This is a genomic window from Streptomyces sp. NPDC059850, assembly GCF_042731515.1.
GTDB lineage: Bacteria > Actinomycetota > Actinomycetes > Streptomycetales > Streptomycetaceae > Streptomyces.
In genome coordinates, this window is record NZ_JBHWJI010000012.1 from 142,382 (window position 1) to 160,683 (window position 18,302).

The following is an 18,302-nucleotide window of genomic DNA, read 5'->3' on the forward strand; positions in this document are numbered from 1 at the left end:
AATGTGCCAAGCGGATAATCGGAGGAGGAAGGTGGCGGCGTGACGGCGAAGGCGGGGGAGACGGAGCGGGACCGGTATCCGCGGCCGGTGGTGTCGGCCGCGGAGGCGGAGTGGATCTGGCGGCTGCTGTCGGTGCAGGCTCTGGAGAACGGTGCGAAGCCGGAGACGGTACGGCTCGCGGTGATCGTGGGGCTGGCCCGGGCCAGCGGCGCCCGCTACGGCGGACTGCTGCGCTGCACCATGGCCTCGCTCGACCTGGACGCGGGATGGGTGACCATCGAACACGGCAAGCACCGGATCCCGCGCCGCCACGGTCTGGACGCCGGGACGATCCTGGTCCTGCGCCGCTGGCTGCTGGTGCGCGAGCAGCTGTGCACCGAGCTGGAGGGGTCCATCCCGGACGCGTTGCTGCTCACCGTGCACCACACCCATGACCACGGGGTGACCGTCGCCGCCGGGCTGCCCATCACCCGGCAGGGGCTGGTGCTCTCGTGGCGCCGCTTCGTCCACCGTACGAACGCCCGGTACGCCGCGCGCCGCCCTCCGCTGCCGACCCGCTTCGAACAGGTCCGCCGGGTCTGGGACACCTGATGCCGGTGACCGGTGGGGGCGGAACCCCGCCCCCACCGGCCGCGCTTCACGCCGCGGGCGCCCCGGCCGCCGTCACGGAGAAGCGCGCCTGCGCCGTCGCGCCGTTCACGGCCACCGTGAGGGTCGCCGTACCCGGGCGCAGCGCGATGAGTCTCCCGGTCGCCGGGTCGAACGCGGCGACATAGCGGCCCGGGTGCGCCCGGGCGCGGGACACATCGCCGACGTAGACGTCTCGCGAACCGGTCCAGTCCGCGCTGAGCGGCCCGCCGACCGGCACCGTGCGGGCACCGGCCCCCTCGCCCTGGATCACCGCCGCCGTCACATCCGCGTCCTGCCCGGCGCGCAGCTCGGCCGGTGCGGTGACCGTCAGCCCGTCCACATGGGCCCGGGTCTGCACCGACACCCAGTCGGGCCCGCCGGTCCACGGCGCGTGGCGCGCCTCGGCCCGCTGCCCCGGCGGGACCTGGTCGACGCCCACCATCGACCAGCCGGTGAAGCCGCCCTGACCGGACGGGGTGGCCGGGTTCTTGCCCGCGTTGCCGTTGATCAGATACGGGACGCCGTCCACCCGCGAGGCGTGGAAGGTGCCCACATGGCTGCCGATGAACGCCGCGCCCTTGCCCGTCGTACGGCGGAAGTCGGCCAGCCAGTTCTCCAGCAGCGCGGCCTCCTTGCGGTCGCTCAGCTGGCTGCCCTGCTGCGGGGTGGGGTCGCGCGGCGGGACGTGTTCGATCACCATGACCGAGCCGATGCCCGGATCGGCGGCGGCCGCGTCCAGCTGCTCGCGCAGCCGCTTGATCTGGTCGAAGCCGCCGCCCCTGAGCCGCAGGCTGGAGGTGTCGAGCGTGAGGAACCGGGTGCCCCGGTGGTCGAACGTGCGGTGCGCGGGGCCGAATTCGGCGGTGAAGTTCCCGATCGAGCCGCCCATCACCTCATGGTTGCCCGGCACGTAATACCAGGGCAGGGCATCGCCCAGCTCCTCGGTGAGCACGCGGCGGGCGAAGGCGAGATCGGCGGGGGAGCCCTCGTCGACCAAGTCGCCGTTGATGACCAGGAAGTCGGGCTTCGCCGCCCTGATCTCCCGCAGGGTGCGGCGGGCCTGGGCCACGATCGGGCTGTCCGGGGCGCGGGCCACGAACTGGGCGTCCGACATCACCGCGAACCGCCAGTCCCGGCCCTCGGTGCGGGCGGCCGTGGTGATGAGCGGATCGGGGCGTACGTCCTCCTTCGGCAGCTCGACGTCCGGCGGGACCCGGGCGGTGAGGTCGTCGAGGACGACCTGCCCCGTGTACTGGCGGGCGGCGCCCGTCTCCGCGAGGTAGAAGCGGCTCACCTTCAGCGGATACGCGACCCCCGCCGGAACCGTGAAGTCGACATGTCGCCAGCCGGTCCAGGTGACGTACGGGCCGCGCAGCAACTGGTCCGAGCCCGCGCCGTCCTTGAGCTGGAGGGTCGGCCACGCCCCCTTGCCGTCGCCCTTGACCCACAGCCCGAACGACTGCGGCTGGCCGTCCACCGCGATCGGTTCCGGCGGGGTGACATAGGCGGCGCGGGTGGCGGTGGACTGGCTGAAGTCGTACGTCAGCTCCAGCCCGGTGCCGCTGTGGCCATCGGGCGTGGCCTTCGCCGAACCGGAGGCGCGGGCCTGGCTGAACACCCACCGCCCGGCGTCGTCGAAGGACGCCTCCGGCTGATCGGTGAGGCCGACCGTGACGGCCAGTACGGTGACGGCGCCGCCGACCGCGACCCTGACCTGGCCCGCGGCCCGGTCGCCGCGCGCCTTGACGGTGAAGTCGCCCGTCGCCGGATCCGGGGCGATGTCGAACAGCGCGTGGTCGTAGCTCAGCCGGACGTCGGACGGCTCGATGGGCGCGCTGGTGCCGTGCGCGTCCAGGCCGACGATCCCGAAGCGGCCGGTGGCCCCGGCGTCGGCGAGCCCGAGCAGCCGGGTGGTGGGCCGGATCCGGTCCAGCTCGTCCAGCACGCTCAACCGGAGCGAGCCCCGGGCCGCGCCGCGCCGCGCGACGACCGCCGTGTCGCCGCCGTGGCGCGCGGTGAACGTGCCGTCCGCGCCGACCCGTCCGACCCGGGGATCGGCCGCCTGCCAGTGCGGTGCGCCCTCGGCCGGGCCGTACGTCTCGTCGTAGCCCGCGGCGGTGAGACGGCGGGTCAGCCCCGGGAACACCCGCTCCGGGTGGCCGCCCCGGACCGGATCGACGGTGGGCGCCTCGCTCGCGCCGGTCGCCGTCTCCACCCAGAAGCCCCGGAGGCGGCCGCTGCCGTCGGGGGCGGTGAAGGCGAGACCGTTGGGCACGGGGCGCTCGCTGCCGTCGGACGGGCTGTTCTCCACCTGGCCCGTGTCGCTGCCGGGTTCGCGGGCGAGGAGGGTGGACGAGCCGCCGCCGTCGAGGTTGAGCGCGCTGTAGGAGCCCGCGTCCTTCATCATCCGGCCCAGTTCGGTGAGGGTGACCCCGCCGCTGTCCGCCTGCCGCCCGTCCACGGTGAGGACCTGCATCGTCCGGCCGTCGCGGGAGAAGCCGACGGCCGTGCGGGGCGCCGCGACGTTGTTGCCCTCGCCCTCGTGGCCGACCGGTTCGCCGTCCACGACGAGGAGTTCGCGGCCGCTGACCGCCGTGCGCGGGGTGTCGCCGCTGTCGGTACGCGGCCGGTACTCCCACGACACCGCGTCACCGACCGTCAGCCTGCCCAGGGCGTCCGCCCCCGCGTCACGCCCCAGCAGCACGGTGGCGCCCGCCGGGACCGTCCCCTTGCCGGGCGCTCCGGGCGCCGTGGTGACCTTGCCGTCCACGACCGTGACCTCGGCGGTGCGCCGCGCCCCGTCCACGGTCTGCGCCCGGTCCGCCTCGCCCCACTGGGCGTTGTAGGCGCCGATGCCGCTGGCCGGGACGTTGGCGGCGTTGAGCGCCGCGAGCGGACGCGGGCCGTCCGGGAGGGTCAGCGTGCCGTCGAAGTACAGCTGGAGGACGCGTCCCGCGGCGGCCGGGCCGATGCCGACCGCCCTGCCGGAGCCGGACGCGGCGGAGTTGACGATCCGGCCGTCGCCGATGCCGGTGCCCTCGGGGGCGCCGGTCTGGTTGATGTCGAAGAAGTCGCCGTTGATCGCGGCGACCGTGCGGCGCCCCGGCCCCGCGTCGTGCTCCTGGGCGAGCCGCGAGACGGTCTCGCGCCGGGCGACCGTGCCCGGGCGCAGATAGTCGACCTTCGCGCTGCTGGCGAGGTCCACCGAAAGCGCGTCGGCCCGCAGCCACTTGTCCGACTCCAGCCGGTCGTACGAGGTCAGCTTCACCCCGGGGGCGATCGGCCGCGACGTGCGGGCGGTCTGGATGCCGTCGCCGTCGGCGAGGGACCGTGCCCCGGACGGCGGGCCCACGGCCGCCGGAGGGGCGACCGGCCGCAGCATCTCCGCCGAGGACCGGGGGAGGGGTTCGGGCGCGGGGGGACTGTCGGCGGCGGCCTGGTCTACGGCGCCCAGCACAAGGGCACAGGCGGCGGCCAGCGCCGCCACGGGTCTGGTGAACGCGACAGGGGACATGGCAGCTCCATGGGGCCATGGGACGCGCGTGGCTTCCACGCACAGCGCCCCAGCATCGCCATGGAGATGACGGAGCGCCAGAAGGCGTGGGCGACATCATGGAGAACAATCCCCGCACGGCTGCCGCCGGTAAGCCCGACGGGGGCGCGTCAGGGCAGGCTCACGCCGTCCACGTACACCCACGCGCCCCCTTCGCGCGCGAAGCGGCTGTTCTCGTGCTGCTGGCCCGAGCCCCCGCCGTCCCCGCCGTTCACGTAGTGCGCGCGGAACTCGACCGTGCCCGTCGAGTGGAACGCGCTGCCGTCCGTCGTGCCGAGGATCTCCAGCCGCGTCCACCGGAGCCCCGGGTCGAGTTCGAGCCGGGGCGGCCGGGTCGTGGAGTGCCAGCTGCGCAGCAGATACGCCTCGTCCCGCACCGCGAAGGCGCTGTACCGGGAGCGCATCAGCTGCTCGGCCGTGGCCGCCCGGGCCTCGCCCCGGTGGAGGCGGCCGCAGCAGTCGGTGTAGGACGCGGGCAGTCCGCAGGGGCAGGTCACAGGGGTGGTACGGCGCGCACGTCGGGACATGCGCCCCATTGTGCCGTCCCTTGTGCCGTCCCCCGCCCGAGGCCCCGGCCAGGGGCTCAGACGGTGGAGATCCGCAGGGGTTCGACGCGCTTGATGACCAGGCCGTAGGTGAGGGCGCCGACCACGCACAGCGCGCCGGACAGCATCAGCGGTGCGACGAACGAGTGGTTGAAGAAGCCCAGCAGCAGCCCGGTGGTGGTCGAGCCGAGCACCCCGGCCAGGTTGGACGCGAAGTTCTGGATGCCGCCGAGCGAGGCCACATGGCCCGGGGTGGGCGCGACATCGGCGGGCAGGCTGGCCACCGAGGCGGCGGAGAAGGCGAGGCTGGCGTAGCTGACGGACAGCAGTGTCAGGGCCCACATGGCGCTCGGGACGAGCACGGCGAAGGCGATGACCGAGGAGAACAGCATCCCGCACACCAGGCAGGTCTTACGGGCGCGGGTCACCGACCAGCCGCGGCGCAGCAGGGTGTCGCTGGTCCAGCCGCCGAGCAGACTGCCGCCGATGGCGACGAGGCCGGGCAGGGCGCCGTAGAAGCCGAGCTTCAGCAGGTCGAAGCCGCGGGCGTCGACGAGATAGCTGGGGAACCAGGTGATGAAGAAGTAGATGACGTAGTTGAGGCAGAAGAAGCCGATCATCATGCCCCAGACCGTGCGGTACCGGAACAGATCGCGCCAGCGCACCGCGGGCTCCTCCGGCGCCGTGCTCCCCGATTCCTCGGGAGCGTCCTCCAGCCGGGCGCCGCCCGCCGTGACGTAGGCGCGCTCCTCGGCGCTGATCCCGCCGCCCGCCGAGGGCTCGCGGTACGCCTTGAGCCACAGCGCGACCCACAGCAGGGCGACCGCGCCGGTCACCCAGAACGCCATCCGCCAGCCCTGCCAGGCGATCAGTGCGGTCACCACGGGGGCCGCGACGGCGGTACCGGCGCGGGCGCCGTTGTCCCAGACACTGTTGGCCAGCGCCCGTTCGCGGACCGGGAACCAGCGGGAGACGGACTTGGCGCACGAGGGGTACGCCGGTGCCTCGCCCGCGCCCAGGGCCAGCCGCGCGACCAGCAGGCTGCCGATGCCCCGGACGAATCCGGTGGCGATGGTGACCACCGACCAGAGCAGGCCGCCGAGCGCGAACATCTTCTTCTCGCCGTACCGGTCGATCAGCGCCCCGGCGGGCAGCTGACCCAGCGCGTACGTCACGAAGAACATGCTGAGGATCACGCCCTGCCACTCGGGGCCGATGTTCAGGTCATCGGTCATATAGGGCAGTGAGATGGAGATGGTGGCGCGGTCGATGTAGTTGACGGTCATGCCGAGGAAGCAGAGGAAGACCATCAGCCAGCGGGTGTTGTGCCGCAGCCCGCGCGGGCGCGGTGGCGCGGAGGCGGAGGTGGCGGAGGTGGCCTCGCCCTGGGGTGGTGTGTCGGTGGCGGTGACGACTCTGGGGGTCTTCACGGCGGCTCTCCTTATGAGCGGTGGTACGTGAGGTCAGCGCGTCCGGGCGCCGGAGTGCAGCTCCGCCTCCACGGAGGTGACCAGGGAGGTGTCGTCCGCGAGGTCGTCGGCGCCCAGCAGGCTCAGCAGGCGGCGCAGGGCGTCGCGCGCGGGCCGGGCGTCCCAGGCCCGGCGCAGCGCTTCGGCCTCGGGGTCGTCCAGGGGGTGGTCGCGGGTGACGCGGGCCCAGGCGGCGAGGGCCGACGTCAGTTCCGGGGCGTCCCGTCCGGCGGCGCGCAGCTCGCGCAGCGGGGCCAGCCACCGTTCGGGGATCTTCAGCGATCCGTCCATGGCGATCTGCCGGATCCGGTGGTGCATCGCGGGGTTGGCGAACCGGACGACGAGGCTGTCGATGTACGCGGCCAGGTCCAGTCCCTCGGCCGGTGGCAGGCTCCGCGCCGCCTCCGCGCAGTACGCGCGCACGGCCGCCTCGCCCCACGGCGTGGCGAGGACATCGGCCACGGTCTCGCAGCCCTCGGCGAGGCCACGGTAGGCGAGCAGCGAGTGCGCGCCGTTGAGCAGCCGGAGCTTGGCGGACTGGTACGGGGCCACATCGGCGACGAACCGGGCGCCCGCCTCCTCCCAGCGTGGGCGCTCGGCGGCGAAGATGTCCTGGAGCACCCACTGGGTGAACGGTTCGCCGGTCACCGCGCCCTCGTCCGCCACCCCGAGCGCACGGGCGGCGGCCGCGCGGTCGGCGTCGGTGGTGGCGGGCACGATGCGGTCGACGACGGTGGCGGGGAAGGCCACCGAGCCGGTCATCCAGTCGAGGAGGCGGTCGCGCTCGTCCCACGCGCTCGCCGCCACGAAGTCCCGTACCAGCCGCCGCAGGACCGCGCCGTTGGCCGCCATGTTGTCGCAGGAGACGACCGACAGCGGCGCGCCGCTCGCCCGCAGCCGGGCGCGCAGCCCGGTGGCGAGCTGCCCGACGACGGTCGCGGGGGCGGCGGCGCCCGCGAGGTCGGCGCGCACGGACGGGTCCTCCAGCGCCAGACCGCCGCCCGCCGGGTCGCGCCGGTAGCCCTTCTCGGTCACGGTGAGGGTGACCACGGTGACGTCCGCCGAGGAGATCAGTTCGATCAGCCGGGCGCCGTCGTCGGTCGCGTGCAGCACCTCGGTCACCGCGCCGACCACCTGGGTGGCCGGGCCCTCGGGCCGTCGCTCGGTGAACGAGTACAGCCCGTCCTGCGGGCGCAGCGCGTCCACCACCGCCCGGCTGCGCTGGGTGACCCCGGCGATGCCCCAGCCGCCGCCGCGCGCCGCCTCGGCGGTCTGCGTGGCGAGCGCCTGATGGGCGCGGTGGAAGGCGCCGATCCCCAGGTGCACGATCCGCGGGCGCAGCGCCCGTGGATCGACCGGCGGGCGGGACGCGGCCGGTACGGCGGACAGGGTGGCCAGGGACAGCCGCTGTGGCGTGCTCACCAGTCGTGCACCGACCCGTCGGTACGGCGGCTCACCGGCAGGTACTTCGGGTCGTACGGGAAGCGGGCGGCCGCCTCCTCGTCCAGCTCGATGCCCAGGCCCGGCGCGTCGGAGGGGTGGAGGGCGCCGTCGCGCAGCTCGTACGTCGGCCGGAACACCTCGTGGGTGAGCGGGTCGTGCGCCATGTACTCCTGGATGCCGAAGTTGGGCACGGTGACGTCCAGGTGGACGGCGGCGGCCATGCTCACCGGCGACAGATCGGTGGCGCCGTGGGAGCCGGTGCGCACCTGGTACAGCTCGGCGAGGTGGAAGATCCGCCGCAGATGGGTGATGCCGCCCGCGTGCACGACCGAGGCGCGGATGTAGTCGATGAGCCGCTCGGTGATGAGCTGCTGGCAGTCCCAGATGGAGTTGAAGACCTCGCCGACCGCGATCGGGGTGGTGGTGGTCTGGCGGATCTGGCGGAAGGAGTCCTGGAGTTCGGCGGGGGTGGGGTCCTCCATCCAGAACAGCCGCAGATCCTCCACGCTGCGGCCGAGTCGCCCGGCCTCGGTGGGGCTGAGCCGGTGGTGCACGTCGTGCAGCAGGTGGAAGCCGAAGCCGAACCGCTCGCGGACCGCCTCCAGATAGCGCGGCGCGAAGTCCAGATACGCCTCCGTCGACCACGGCTGTTCCTCGGGGAGGGCGCCGGTGGCGGGCTCGTAGACGGTGGCGACCGTGCCGTGGCGGATGCCGTACGTCCCGGGGGAGCCGGGGACGGCGGCCTGGGCGCGGATCGCGCGGTAGCCCATCTCCTGGAACTGGGCGACGTCGTCGAGGAGTTCGGGGATGTCGCCGCCGCTGGCATGGCCGTAGACCATGGCCCCTTCGCGGGCCTTGCCGCCCAGCAGGTCGTACACCGGCATCCCGGCGACCTTGCCCTTGATGTCCCACAGCGCGGTGTCGACCGCCGCGATCGCGGTCATGGTCACCGGGCCCCGGCGCCAGTACGCCCCCTTGTAGAGGTACTGCCAGGTGTCCTCGATACGGGCGGGGTCGCGGCCGATCAGCAGCGGGACGAGGTGGTCCCGCAGATAGGAGGCGACCGCCAGCTCGCGCCCGTTCAGCGTGGCGTCGCCGAGCCCGGTCACCCCGTCGGACGTGGTCACCTTCAGGGTCACGAAATTGCGGCCGGGAGAGGTGACGATGACCGTCGCCTCCGTGATCGTGGCCATGCGTGTGCGCTCCTCACTGCACCGGCTCCGGGGTGGAGCCCGGGCTATTGGTCGGCTACCATACAAGTACGTCAGCAAGACGGGTCAAGGGTTCGGAAGGGGTCGGATGGCATCGGCGGAGGGACTGCACGCGGCACGCTCCCGGGGGCGCAACACCCGGCAGCTCGTCCATGAGGTGCTGCGCGCGCGCATCGTCGGCCTGGAGCTGGCCCCCGGCTCGGCCGTATCGGAGAACGACCTGGCGGCCGAGCTGGGCGTCAGCCGCACCCCCGTCCGCGAGAGCCTGATCCTCCTCGCCGACGAGGGTCTTGTGGACATCTATCCGCAGATGGGGACGTTCATCTCGCGCATCCGGGAGCGCGATGTGGCCTCAGCGCAGTTCATCCGGGAGGCGCTGGAGTGCGCGGCGCTGCGCGACGCCGTCGGCAAGGCCACCGCGCGCGATGTGGCGGAGCTGCGGGTGCTGCTCACCGCGCAGGAGGAGGCCGACGAGCGGTCCGACATGGCGGGCTTCTTCCAGCTGGACGAGCAGTTCCACCAGCGGCTGATGGCGGTGAGCGGACATGGCTCGGCGTGGCCCGTGGTCAGCCAGGCCAAGGCCCAGCTGGACCGGGCCCGGCGGCTCTCGCTGCCGATGACGCAGCAGATGTCGCTGCTGATCGGCCAGCACCGCGAGGTGGTCGACCTGCTGGAGGAAGGCGATCTGGACCGGGCCGACGGGGCGCTGCGCTCGCACCTCCGGCTGGTCTTCAGCGATGTGGAGAAGATCCGGGCCAAGCACCCGGAGCTGTTCAGCGACCAGGACGCCCCGCTGCGGCCGCGCCGGGAGAGCGCCCGGCGCACCGCCGCCCGCGAGGACTGAACGCGACAGCGGGGCGGGCCCGGTGTGACCCCGCCCCGCCCCGCTGCGTATCCGGTATCCGGCTCAGCGCTTGGTCTTGATCCGCAGGAACGTGACCGAGTCCGCCGGGAAGGTGTACGTGAAGGTGTTCGCCACCCCGTCGAACGTGGACTTCACCGGCTTGATGGGCTGCTCGGCAGCGGTGTTGACCGCCTCCGGCGCGCCCTGGAGCGTGGTGGCCCGCGCCGTCCGCGCCACCTTGCCGTGGCCCAGGTCTCCCAGGTCGATACGGGTGCGGGCGGCCGTGCTCCGCGCGTTGACGACCTTGACGATCAGCTCACCGGTGGCCTTGTCCCGCGTCACCACCTGGCGGAACGGCTCGGCCACCTTGTCGTCGGTGAAGCCGCCCCACTTCTTGCCGTCCAGGTACAGCGTCACCTGACGGCCGCGCACCTCGACCCGGGCGTCATAGGTCCGCCCGGTCTCGATCTTCGTGGCATCCTCGGCCATCGTCTGCTTGGCACCGCCCACCGACTTCTCCACGGCGGAGCGGGTGTTGCCCCAGCCGCCGAGGTTCCACCAGTAGTAGTTGCCGGTGTCCTTGACCCCGAACGCGATGAGGAAGCCCTCCTTGCCGGACTTCTTCGTGGCCTTCACCTTCAGGTCGTAGTCGCGCCAGGCCTTGTCGCCCGCCGTGACCAAGGTGTTCTCGGCGGCGGCGTCGGACTGGACGTACGCACCGTCCCGCACCGACCACGACCCCTTGCCCGCGGCCTTGGTCCACTGCGCGTCATCGCCCGAGAAGTCGTCGCTGAGCAGCGCCGAACCGTCCGCGCCGGTCACGCTGACATCGTCGTACGCCGCGCTGGTGGCCCAGGTGGACAGGCCGACGGCACCGCTGATCGGCTCGCTGGGGGCGGGCGTGGCGGACGACTTGCTCGGCACCACCTCGTCCCCGACGTTGTTCATGAACAGCTTCTGCGTCTCGTAGCTGGTCGAGCCCCAGGAGGCGGAGTTGTTGAACCAGATCATGTCGGGCCGCCACTGCGTCGCGTCCTCGTGGGCGAGCAGTGGCGCGTACGAGGCGAGCTTGACGACATCGGCGTTGCGCTCCAGGCCCGTCATGAACGCCGCCTCGGTCAGCGCGTTGTACCACTTGTTGTCCTGTGAGGCGTATTCACCGAGGAACACCTTCGGGCCCGAGCGGTCGTAGGTGTCGTAGCGCTGGTTGTTCTCCAGGAACCACTGCGGGCTGTTGTAGTAGTGCTCGTCGACCATGTCGACGTCCGCCGCCCGGTTCAGCGCCCAGGCGCGGTCGAAGGTCTGCCCGCTGTCGTCGGGACCGGAGTTGCTGATCACCGTGATGTCGGGGTACTCGGCCTCGATGGCCTTGCGGAACTCGGTGAACCGTACGAAGAACTCGTCCGGCAGGTTCTCCTCGTTCCCGACCTCCAGATGGGTCAGGCCGAACGGCTTCGGATGGCCCATCTTCGCCCGCAGCTTGCCCCAGGTCGAGGTCACCGGGCCGTTGGCGAACTCGATGAGGTCCAGGGTGTCCTGGATGTGGCGCTTCAGCAGCGCGGGGTCGTCGGTGGCCTTGTTCTGACCGCAGCCGGTGACCAGCGCTGGCACCACCGGCAGCGCCATCACGCCGATGTCCTCGGCGAACTGGAAGTACTCGTAGTAGCCGATGCCATAGGATTGGTTGTAGCCCCAGAAGTTGGCGTTGACGGCCCGCTGCTCGACCGGGCCGATGGTGTCCTTCCACTGGTAGGAGCGCTTGCGCGGCCAGTTCGGCGCCTCGTACGCCTCGTGGCTGCCGGTGTTCACCAGGCAGCCGCCCGGGAAGCGCAGGAAGCCCGGCTTCAGCGCGGCGATCTTCTGCGCGAGGTCCTTGCGCAGGCCGTTGGGGCGGTGCTTGTAGGTGTCGCGGGGGAAGAGCGAGACCATGTCGAGCCGGAGTGTGCCACTGCCGCCCGCGGCGACGGTGAGCCGTCCGGAGGTGCTGGAGGTGGCGGCGGTGAGGGTGCCGGTGTACTTGGTCCAGCGGTCGCCGCGCACGGTGGCGCGCAGCGGGCGCGCGAGCGTGTCGTTGCCTGAGCCGTCGCCGAGGGCGACGGTCAGCGGGGTTCCGGAGGCCTGGTCGGTGCGCGCCCACACCGAGAAGTCATAGCGCTCGCCCGCCTTGACGGCCATTCCGGTGGTGTAACCGGAGTTGGCCACCCCGTACCGGGCGGCCGATCCGCCGGTGCCGCCGAGCGTCAGCCGCAGATAGCGCCGGTTGCGCTCGTTCAGGCGGCCTTCGTCGTCCACGACCTTCGCCTCGCCGGTGCCGCCGCCGGTCGCGGCCTCACCCCACGCGGTCATGGGGGTGTACGAGGCGTGGTCGGCGGGGTCGTACTCGAAGGACCGGTTCTGGACCAGCTCGGCGTACAGACCGCCGTCGGCCGCGCGGTTGATGTCCTCGTAGAACACCCCGTACATCGAGTCGTCGATGGCCGGGCCCTTGGCGGCCGGGTCGACGGAGAGCGTGTAGTCGGTGGCGTCCGCCGCCGTGTGCGCGGGAGCGCCCGTGGCGGTTGTGGGGACGGCGGTGACGGTACCGGCGAGCAGGGCGCCGATGGTGAGGGTGAGGCCGAGTCTCCAGCGTGTGCGGGGCATGCGTCTCCCGTTCGAATCGTGTCGTTCGAAATCCCGTACGTCGCTCAGAACTTCGAACGAAAGATATGGGGGAGGGCAGGGCGCGTCAACGGATTCGGCTACGCGACCCGAAGGTGCGAGACGAGGTCGTCGCCCGCCGGGTAGGGGCGCTCCTCGGGAAGGCGCTCGGCCGCCGCGTCCAGGTTGCCCGCCCGGACGAGGGCGTGGACCTCGTGGGCCAGGGGCGTGACATCGGTGATGGACACCGTCCACTCGTCCGCGTACCGGCGCGCCGCCTCGCCCGCCAGGCCGAGCTGGAGGGAGCGGTACGGCAGGGCCTGTAGCTGGAGGTCGCGTTCCGGGTCCCACTGGACGCGGGTGGGGGAGCGGTGCAGCTGGCGCTTCCAGGCCGCCTGGTCGGAGTGGAGGCCGCGTACGTAGTGGGAGAGGCAGGCGTTGCGCAGCGCCCAGGCGAAGCCCTCGTGGGTGATCTCCACGGCCAGGATCGTTTCCTGGCCCTCCTTCAGACCCCAGCCGCAGCGGTACATCATCCAGAGGAACGACGGTTTGATCCAGGTCATCCGGTCCCGCTTCCAGGCGGCTGGGAACCGGCCGTCGCGGGCCGCGGGACGGCCGATGTGCGGGGGATACGCCTGGTAGACGGTGACCGTGGCCGGGGTGTGCCGTGCGCGGATCTGGTGGGACTGGTGTTCCATGGTCGCCAAGCGTGGCGGGGGAGGGCGGTGCCCGGCCACCGAATTTTCAGCGGACGGGAAAGGACCGGGCAAGCCAGCGAGGCGGCGTGTACGGTGATCATCAAGCCTGATGTGCGTCCCCGCCCCGAGCCGTTCCTCCAGCGGACCGACCCCGCCGCGCTCAACGACCTCCGTGTGCGGCTGCGCGCGACGCGCTGGCCGGACGCGCCCGAGCTGGGATGTGCCCCCTTCGTGCACGCGCGGGCGGCCGCCACACCGGCCGGGACCGCCCTGCCGCTGATCCTCGGCCACGGCTGGCCGGACTCGTTCTGGCGGTACGCGAAAGTCATCCCGCACCTCACCGATCCCGGCGCCCACGGCGCCGACCCCGCCGACGCGTTCGACGTGGTCGTGCCCGACATGCCGGGCTACGGGTACTCCGACCGCCCCACCGGCCCGCCGCTCGACTCCATAGTCGTCGCCCGTCTGTGGGCCGAGCTGATGGATGTCCTCGGCTATGAGCGGTTCGGCGCGGCGGGCGGGGACATCGGCAGCCGAACGTCACGCTCTACTGGCTCACCGGGACGATCGGCTCGTCCCTGCGCATGTACGGCGCGAACGCCGCGATCCCGCCCGCACAGCACGCCCGCCGGGTCGACGTCCCGTCCGGCTTCTCGCTCTTCCCCGGGGACATCGTCCGCCCGCCGAGGGCGTGGCCCGACCGTACGGCGAACGTGGCGCGGGTGACCGAGCCCGCGCGCGGCGGCCACTTCGCGCCGTTCGAGGAGCCCGAACTGTACGCGGAGGAGCTGCGCGCGTTCTTCCGCCCCTACCGGGCGGCGGGCTGAGCCCAAGGGCGTTGGCCCTAGCTGTACGGGAACGGGGACGTGTGGTCGGATACGGCGCATGGCTTCCCGTAGCGACGCTCTCCCCAGTTCCCCGGCCGTCGTGGGGGTGGACGCCTGCCGCTCCGGCTGGGTCGCGGTGATCCTGCGCGGCGGCGTGTTCGCCGGTGCCGCGACGGCCGGTGGGCTGAGCGATCTGCTGGCCGGGATGGAGGACGCGGCCGTGGTCGCGGTCGACATGCCGCTGGGGCTGCTGGAGAGGGGGAACCGCCGTGCGGACCAGCTGGCCGCCGAAGCGCTGGGGGCGCACCGGTCGCGGGTCTTCCCGGTGCCGCCCCGGCAGGTCTGGGAGCAGCCGGACTACGCCGCGGCCAACGCGTGCCGCCGTCAACTGACCGGCTTGGGGCTGCCCCGCCAGACCTGGGGGCTGGCAGCGAAGCTGCGCGAGGCCAACGCCCTCCGCGACGGTGGCGGCCACCGGCTTCACGAGGTCCATCCCGAGGTCTCCTTCGCGCAGATGCGGGGCGGCGAGCCGGTCGCCTGGAGCAAGAAGGGCTGGAGCGGCCAGGCGGTGCGCCGCCGTCTGCTCCAAGAGCAGGGCATCGTCCTGCCCGACGACCTCGGCCCGGCCGGGCGGGTGCCGTCCGACGATGTCCTGGACGCCGCGGCGGCGGCCTGGAGCGCCCACCGCATCGCGCTCGGTACGGCCGTGAGCCTGCCCACCCCACCGGAGAAGACGGACGCGGGGCTGGACATCGCCATCTGGTACTGAAGGGTGGCGGACGACGGCGGGAGGCCGCCCGAGCCGTGCCTCGGGCGACCTCCCTTTCCCCCACCCCCGGAAATGGTCTTCAGCGGCGCCCGGCCGGAGCCGTCAGGCGCCGATGCCGTACGGGCGCAGATAGGTCAGCGGGTCGACGTCCGACCCGTAGCTCGAGGTGGTCCGTACCTCGAAGTTCAGATGCGGTCCTGTGGTGTTGCCGGTGTTGCCGGACCGGGCGATCCGGCGCCCCGCGTCGACGGTCTGCCCGGTGCGCACCGTCAGCGCCGACAGATGCGCGTAGTGGGTGTAGAGCCCTTCGGCGTGGCGGATGACCACCTGGTAGCCGAACGCACCGGCCCAGCCCGCGGCCACCACGGTGCCCGGTGCGACCGCGTGCACCGAGGTGCCGATGGGCACCGCGTAGTCCACGCCGGTGTGGTGGCCGCTCGCCCAGCGCGGGCCGCGCACACCGTACGCCGCGGAGATCGGGCCGTTGACCGGGGCCGCCAGCCGATGCTTGGTGGACTGCCGCGCCGCGGACTGCCGGGCGGCCGTGCGCTTGGGGGCCGCCTGGTGGGACTGGCGCTTGACCGCGCGGGCCTTGCCCGAGGGCAGGGTGAGCCGCTGCCCCGGGCGGATCAGATGCGGATCGACGCCGATGGTGCGGCGGTTGGCGTGGTACAGCGCCTTCCAGCCACCGCTGACGGAGGCGCGGGTCGCGATGCGGGATAACGTGTCGCCGCCGCGCACCGCGTACGACCCGGAACCGGTCCCGGCGGCCCGCCCGGGACTGTGTTTACCGGATGGCTTGGCGGTGCGCTTCGGGTGGTGTTGCTTGGCGGGCGGCTTGGCACCGCGCGCGGCGCCGCGGTTCGCCGCCTCGGCGGCGGGCGGGCCGGACCGGGACAGCCGGCCGCGCACCGAGCAGACCGGCCAGGCGCCCGGGCCCTGGCCACGGAGCACGGCTTCGGCCACCGCGATCTGCTGGCCCTTGGTGGCGAGGTCGGCCCGCGCGGCGTACCGGGTGCCGCCGTACGCGGCCCAGGTGTGCTGCGAGAACTGCAGTCCGCCGTAGTAGCCGTTGCCCGTGTTGATGCGCCAGTTGCCGCCGCTCTCGCACGCGGCGACCTTGTCCCAGGTGTCGACCGGGGCCGCCTGGGCGGCGCCGGTGTTGAGGAACGGCAGGACGATGCCGACGCTGCCCGCGGTCAGGACCGCGCACAGCGGGGAGACCCGGCTGGGCGATGCGGGGCGGCGGTGACTTCCTCGAACGGCCATGAGGCTGGTTCCTCTCCACAACGGCTCTCGACGTTGCCTCCGGAGGTCCCGGCGGCCGTACGAGTACCGCAGCCGGGGGCCGCCGGTCACAAGGCGCAGGGGTGGTCACGGGGCGCCGCGCGCTCCCGGAACCCGCCCCCTGATCGGGTGACGCTCCATCAGCTGTGCGAGGGAAGGCGCGTGGAGGACCGGGGGGCGCACGGACAGACCCGGGGCTGACGGGACGGCCGGGGCGCCGGGCCCGAGATCGCTTTCCGTCGCCTGCCGTACGCGGCCCCCGGCGGCGGAAAATGATTCTTGGACCGGCCACGCGCGGTTCCCCGCTGGGATGTCGCTTTTCCGGCGGATTGGTTTGCCGAGGGCCATCGGCCGATCATGTGGAGCGCTATTGCGGCCGCCGTCCGGTCAAGATCGGCCGCTTGGCAGTGCCGGGGCCGGGCGGGGAACAGGATGTACCGGCCCGGCCCACCGCGCCGGTCGAAAGCCGTGGCGCGGTGCGAGCGCGAAGTCGAAGAGCGGAGCGGGAGAAGTTGAATAGAGGAAGGACCGGTGGAGAGGACGCGGTAATACGGGCGGAGAACGGCGGTCGCGGGGCGGGCCAGGGCCCAGCCGCCGCCACGGGCTGCCGGGGAGCGGCCTGGCGTCGTCGCCGCCCATCGGCGCGGGATTCGGTACGCGGCGCCGAAGAGCCCCGGCCACAACTCCCGCGCTCCTCACCCGGCTTTGGCCCCCGGCTCACGGGCATGGGCCAACCCCCGGCAACTCGGAGGTTCACAAGCGAACTTGACGTGCCGTTTGCTCTCATCTCCCGCCTTCCACCGCCTCCCGGACCGCCCGCGTACCGCGCCAGTTCTCCGAAAAGAGGCCGCCTCCGCGGCGGCCGGGAACTGGCGGAGAATCACGCGGTCCCCGTATAGCGGGGAGCGTGCCGACGCGCATATCATTGCCTCACATCGACTTCATCCCGGTAGATCGCTCGCAGGAGCGGTTCCGGATAATCACCTCCTGATCCCGGATCGCCGGGACCCTCCGCGACGCCGGTGCCGTCAATTCCGTACGGCGTCCCCCCGCCGCATCGAGGGAATCCTCGCACGGTGGTCCGTACGCCAGGATGTGCAGCGCGCCTACGGTGCGTGCCGGTCGTCACCGGCCGTGCGCCGTGGGCCTTCTGGCGTACCCGGCGCTCCGTCGCGCCGCTGGACGCCGGACCGGGGGCGCACGCCGCTCCGGGCCGTGCCCTCGGCCGCCGGTCGGCCCCCTCGGTCCCCGGCCGCTCCCGCCCCCTCCAGCGTTCCTGGAGCGTCAGCCCGCGATGACGAGCCGTCCGTCCGCGCGGCCGATCCAGTAGCGGCGCAGCACATCGAGCATCACGGACACCTCGCAGGCGGTGATGCCGGGGAGAGCGGCCAGGTCGTGGGTGAGGAAGACGGCCAGTCCCTCCTCGTCCCGGAACACCCCGTGGTGGATCACCGACGAGGTGCCCGCGACGATCGACACGTAGCGCGCGGACGGGTGCCGGGCGAGGGCGTCGGCCACCTGCTGGATGGCTCCGGGCGCCACGTGCAGTTCGACCACCACCTCCAGCGCGTACCCCAGCAGCGCGGGCTCGATCTCCACCCGGGGCCGCACCAGCCCGCGCCGCAGGAGCGACTGGGTGAGCCGGTAGGCGGTCGAGCGGCTGATGCCGAGCGCGCGGGCCACTTCGGCGGCGCTGGCCCGCCCGTCGTGGCGCAGCAGTTCGACCGCACCCAGCTCCTCGTCGCTGAACCCGGCGACGGTGGCGGGCTCGGCGGCTTCGTCCAGCGGATCGGCCACTTCCCGCAGCGCCCGCAGCTGGTCGTCGCCGAGCCTGCGCAGCCGCCAGGAGTCGGACTTGGCCGAGGCCCGCAGCACCAGTTCGGTGTGGGCCGACCGCACGCCGGGGACGGACGGGATCCGGTTCATCAGCAGCTCCCGCGCCCCGGCGCGGCGCGTGGCGTGCAGGGAGCAGTACACGTCGGTGCGGCCCGTGGTCGTCGCCACGAACGGGATCTCGGGCAGCTCGGCGAGCCGCCCGGCCACCTGCCGCGCCTGCCCCGGGACGGTGGCCACCCAGAGGTGCATGGGGTTGCCCTCGGCCAGCATCGGCCATTCCACCTGCCCGATCACCCGCAGCAGCCGCTCGTCCGCGAGCCGGGCCAGCCTGCGGCCGACCGTGCTGGCCGAGCTGCCGAGCACATCGGCGAGCGCGCTGAGCGGGGCGCGCGGGGCCACCTGGAGGGCGGCCACCAGATCGAGGTCGGCGTCGTCCAGCGCGTCCAGCAGCGAGGTCTCCGGCATGGGTCGAACCTATCGTGCGATTGGTGTGCTATCGGTGAATCATTCTGGCGTTACAAGGCTTTTACTTGCCTCATTCCATCACCGCCTT

Annotated in this window: 12 protein-coding genes and 1 pseudogene; 4 read left to right on the forward strand and 9 right to left on the reverse strand. The window is 72.8% G+C overall.

Features of this window, described 5'->3' with window-relative positions; translation table 11 throughout:
- The first annotated feature begins 39 nt into the window (after positions 1-39).
- The gene (locus tag ACFV9T_RS12705) at positions 40-591 is read left to right on the forward strand and encodes a tyrosine-type recombinase/integrase (protein ID WP_385439228.1); all 552 of its coding nucleotides are present in this window, start codon (positions 40-42) and stop codon (positions 589-591) included.
- 46 nt (positions 592-637) lie between these two features.
- Here ACFV9T_RS12705 and ACFV9T_RS12710 read toward each other — a convergent pair whose 3' ends face one another.
- The 5 genes from ACFV9T_RS12710 to manD form a co-directional block, all read right to left on the reverse strand.
- Complete coding sequence (locus ACFV9T_RS12710) at positions 638-4,144, reverse strand: phosphodiester glycosidase family protein (protein WP_385439229.1); 3,507 nt, start codon at positions 4,142-4,144, stop codon at positions 638-640.
- Positions 4,145-4,293: 149 nt separating this feature from the next.
- The gene (locus ACFV9T_RS12715) at positions 4,294-4,710 is read right to left on the reverse strand and encodes a YchJ family protein (RefSeq protein WP_385439231.1); all 417 of its coding nucleotides are present in this window, start codon (positions 4,708-4,710) and stop codon (positions 4,294-4,296) included.
- Between the two features lie 56 nt (positions 4,711-4,766).
- Positions 4,767-6,158 (reverse strand): MFS transporter, encoded by a 1,392-nt coding sequence (locus ACFV9T_RS12720; protein WP_385439234.1) that lies wholly within the window; start codon positions 6,156-6,158, stop codon positions 4,767-4,769.
- 33 nt (positions 6,159-6,191) lie between these two features.
- Positions 6,192-7,619, reverse strand: coding sequence for a mannitol dehydrogenase family protein (locus ACFV9T_RS12725; protein ID WP_385439237.1), 1,428 nt, complete (start codon positions 7,617-7,619; stop codon positions 6,192-6,194).
- Entirely contained in the window at positions 7,616-8,833 is a 1,218-nt protein-coding gene (manD, locus tag ACFV9T_RS12730) for a D-mannonate dehydratase ManD (RefSeq protein ID WP_385439239.1), read from the reverse strand. The genes ACFV9T_RS12725 and manD overlap by 4 nt, the downstream gene beginning before the upstream one ends.
- Positions 8,834-8,939: 106 nt before the next feature.
- Between manD and ACFV9T_RS12735 the strand changes: the two genes are divergently transcribed.
- The gene (locus ACFV9T_RS12735) at positions 8,940-9,695 is read left to right on the forward strand and encodes a GntR family transcriptional regulator (protein WP_385439241.1); all 756 of its coding nucleotides are present in this window, start codon (positions 8,940-8,942) and stop codon (positions 9,693-9,695) included.
- A gap of 63 nt (positions 9,696-9,758) precedes the next feature.
- Here the strand turns inward: ACFV9T_RS12735 and ACFV9T_RS12740 are convergent, their stop codons facing one another.
- A complete protein-coding gene (locus ACFV9T_RS12740; RefSeq protein WP_385439243.1) occupies positions 9,759-12,335 on the reverse strand; it encodes an alpha-L-arabinofuranosidase C-terminal domain-containing protein in 2,577 nt (858 codons plus the stop codon).
- Between the two features lie 98 nt (positions 12,336-12,433).
- A complete protein-coding gene (locus tag ACFV9T_RS12745) occupies positions 12,434-13,030 on the reverse strand; it encodes a DUF4291 domain-containing protein (protein ID WP_385439245.1) in 597 nt (198 codons plus the stop codon).
- Positions 13,031-13,129: 99 nt separating this feature from the next.
- Between ACFV9T_RS12745 and ACFV9T_RS12750 the strand changes: the two are divergent.
- Together ACFV9T_RS12750 and ACFV9T_RS12755 are read left to right on the forward strand one after the other, a co-directional pair.
- Positions 13,130-13,857, forward strand: a pseudogene (locus ACFV9T_RS12750) (alpha/beta fold hydrolase).
- A 58-nt stretch (positions 13,858-13,915) separates the two neighbouring features.
- Positions 13,916-14,626 (forward strand): DUF429 domain-containing protein, encoded by a 711-nt coding sequence (locus ACFV9T_RS12755; protein WP_385439248.1) that lies wholly within the window; start codon positions 13,916-13,918, stop codon positions 14,624-14,626.
- Positions 14,627-14,728: 102 nt separating this feature from the next.
- On the opposite strand, the gene ACFV9T_RS12760 is transcribed toward ACFV9T_RS12755, so the two are convergent.
- Positions 14,729-15,895 (reverse strand): transglycosylase family protein, encoded by a 1,167-nt coding sequence (locus ACFV9T_RS12760; protein WP_385439250.1) that lies wholly within the window; start codon positions 15,893-15,895, stop codon positions 14,729-14,731.
- Positions 15,896-17,197: 1,302 nt separating this feature from the next.
- Complete coding sequence (locus tag ACFV9T_RS12765; protein ID WP_385439253.1) at positions 17,198-18,214, reverse strand: Lrp/AsnC ligand binding domain-containing protein; 1,017 nt, start codon at positions 18,212-18,214, stop codon at positions 17,198-17,200.
- Between the last annotated feature and the right edge of the window lie 88 nt (positions 18,215-18,302).